Source organism: Microbacterium sp. Leaf351 (assembly GCF_001423825.1).
Classification (GTDB): Bacteria; Actinomycetota; Actinomycetes; order Actinomycetales; family Microbacteriaceae; genus Microbacterium; species Microbacterium ginsengisoli.
Genome location: NZ_LMPK01000002.1, coordinates 127,385 through 129,953 on the forward strand (window position 1 = coordinate 127,385; position 2,569 = coordinate 129,953).

Annotated in this window: 2 protein-coding genes and 1 pseudogene; 2 read left to right on the forward strand and 1 reads right to left on the reverse strand. The window is 73.9% G+C overall.

Going from position 1 to position 2,569, the window contains the following annotated elements; genetic code table 11:
- A pseudogene (locus tag ASG00_RS16200) lies at window positions 1–592 on the reverse strand (alpha-amylase family glycosyl hydrolase); the annotation flags it as partial.
- Between the two features lie 71 nt (window positions 593–663).
- Between ASG00_RS16200 and ASG00_RS01140 the strand changes: the two are divergent.
- Entirely contained in the window at window positions 664–1,581 is a 918-nt protein-coding gene (locus ASG00_RS01140; RefSeq protein ID WP_045247984.1) for a pseudouridine-5'-phosphate glycosidase, read from the forward strand.
- A gap of 7 nt (window positions 1,582–1,588) precedes the next feature.
- On the forward strand, window positions 1,589–2,482 hold the full coding sequence (locus ASG00_RS01145; protein WP_056206226.1) for a carbohydrate kinase family protein: 894 nt from the start codon (window positions 1,589–1,591) through the stop codon (window positions 2,480–2,482).
- Window positions 2,483–2,569: the final 87 nt, after the last annotated feature.

Sequence of the window (2,569 nt, forward strand, 5' to 3'; positions counted from 1 at the left end):
CCTCGGGGTTGTCCCAGTCGAAGTCGGCCTGGGTGACGTCGAAGATGTGCAGGTACCACTGGCCGAGGGTGCCGTCGGCCTCGGTCACGCGCTCCCACATGCCGCCGCCGAACACCGACTCCCAGTTGTTCGGGGGCAGCTCGCCGTTCTCGCCCTTGCCGTCGCGGAAGATGTAGCGGGCGCGCTCCGGGCTGCCGGGCGCGGCCTTCAGCGCCTGCTGGAACCACACGTGCTGATCGGACGAGTGGTTGGGCACGAGGTCGACGATCACCCGGATGCCGCGGCTGTGCGCCTGCGCCAGCATCTCGTCGAAGTCGGCGAGCGTGCCGAACAGGGGGTCGACGTCGCAGTAGTCGGCGACGTCGTAGCCGGCGTCACGCTGGGGGGAGACCATGAACGGGCTCAGCCAGATCGCGTCGACGCCGAGGTCGGCGAGGGCGTCCAGGCGCGACGTGATGCCGGGCAGGTCGCCGATGCCGTCGCCGTTGGAGTCCGCGAACGAGCGCGGGTAGATCTGGTAGATCACGGCGGTGCGCCACCACTCGTGCCCGGGGGTGCTCGGCAGGGGAGAGACATCCGTCGTCGAGGTCATGGGCACCAGGGTACGGCAGAAATCGTATCGATTCGACGGATGCCTCGGTCCACCGCCCCTACGCTGGTCGGGTGACCATCCACCCCGCTCTGCGCCTGTCGACCGAGGTCGCCGCGGCGCTCGCCGACGGCCGTCCCGTCGTCGCCCTCGAGTCCACGATCATCAGCCACGGCCTGCCGCGGCCGCGCAACCTCGAGGCGGCGCGCGAGTTCGAGGAGATCCTGCGGTCGCAGGGCGTGACGCCGGCGACCATCGCGGTGCTCGACGGCGTGCCGCGGGTGGGCCTCGAGCCCGACGAGGTGCGGCGCATCGCCGAGGAGGACCTCGCCAAGGCGAGCGTGCGCGACCTCGCGATCCTCGCCGCGCTCGGCCGCAGCGGTGCCACCACCGTCGCCGCGACCGCCTACCTCGCCGGCCTCGCCGGGGTGCGCGTGTTCGCGACCGGCGGCCTCGGCGGTGTGCACCGCGGCGCCCAGGACACCTTCGACGAGTCGGCCGACCTGTCGGTGCTCGCGCACAGCCCGGTCGCCGTCGTCTCGGCGGGTGCGAAGAGCGTGCTCGACCTGCCTGCGACCCTGGAGCGCCTCGAGACGCTGAGCGTGCCGGTCGTGGGCTTCGGCACCGACGTGTTCCCCCGGTTCTGGCTGCGGGAGTCCGACCTGACGCTCGACTGGCGGGTCGATGACCCGGCGGATGTCGCGGCGATCCTGCGCGCACAGGACCTCCTCGGCACCGGGGCCGGCCTCGTCGTCGCCAACCCCCTCCCGCCCGAGCTCGAGTGGGACCTGGTCGAGCACGACCGGGTGCTCGCGGAGGCGTTCGCCGAGGCCGACGCGCAGGGGGTGCGCGGCAAGGCAGTGACGCCCTTCCTGCTGCTGCGCATCGTCGAGCTGTCGGGGGGCAAGAGCCTCGAGGTGAACCTCGACATCGCCCGCAACAACGTGCGCCTCGCGGCCCGCATCGCGACGGCGTTCGCGGCCGGGGCCTGAGCCTGCTGTGACCGGGGGCGCGCGGCCGATCCTCGTGATCGGCGACGTGATCGACGACATCATCGTCGTGCCCGCGGGGCCGATCCGGCCCGAGACCGACACGCTGTCGACGATCGTGTCGACCCAGGGCGGGTCGGCCGCGAACGTCGCCGCGTGGCTCGGATCGCTCGGTGCCGCGGTGCGGTTCGTCGGTCGCGTGGGCGCGGGTGACGGCCCCCGGCACCGGGCCTCCCTGGAGGCGTTCGGCGTCGAGGCGCTCATCGACGAGGACCCGGTGCTCGCCACCGGGCGCATCATCGTGATCGTCGACGGCGACCGGCGCAGCTTCCTCACCGACGGCGGCGCGGCCCGCTCGCTCTCGCCGGCCGTGCTCGACGACGAGCAGCTGGGCGCGGCATCCGCTCTGCACCTCACCGGGCACTCGATGCTCGACGCGTGGCGGCGGGTCGACACGGCCGCCCTGATCCCGAGGGCGAAGGCGGCGGGGCTGGATGTCACCGTCGACCCGTCGTCGGCCGGGTTCCTGCGGGACATCGGCGCGCAGACCTTCCTCGACACGATCGCCGGCACCGACGTGCTGCTTCCGAACCGCGCGGAGGCCGAGGCGCTCACCGGCGAAGACGACCCGCGGCTCGCTGCCGAGGCGCTGCTCGAGATCGTGCCCGCCGTCGTCATCACCCTCGGTGGGGACGGCGTGTTCGTCGCGGAGCGGGGTGAGCGCGGCGTGCACCTGCCGGCGCCGCGCGTGCGGGTGGTCGACCCGACGGGTGCGGGCGACGCGTTCGCCGCCGGGTTCCTGGCGGCCCGGCACGAGGGTGCTGACGTGACCGTCGCCGCCCGCCGCGCGATCGTCGTCGCCGCGGGCGCGCTCGGGCGCGCGGGCGGCCGCCCCATCGCCTGAGGGCGGAATCCCCATCGCCTGAGGGCGGTGCCCCTATCGCCTGGGGGCGGCGTCGGGCGCGGGCTGCGGGAACGCGGCAGCTCGGCG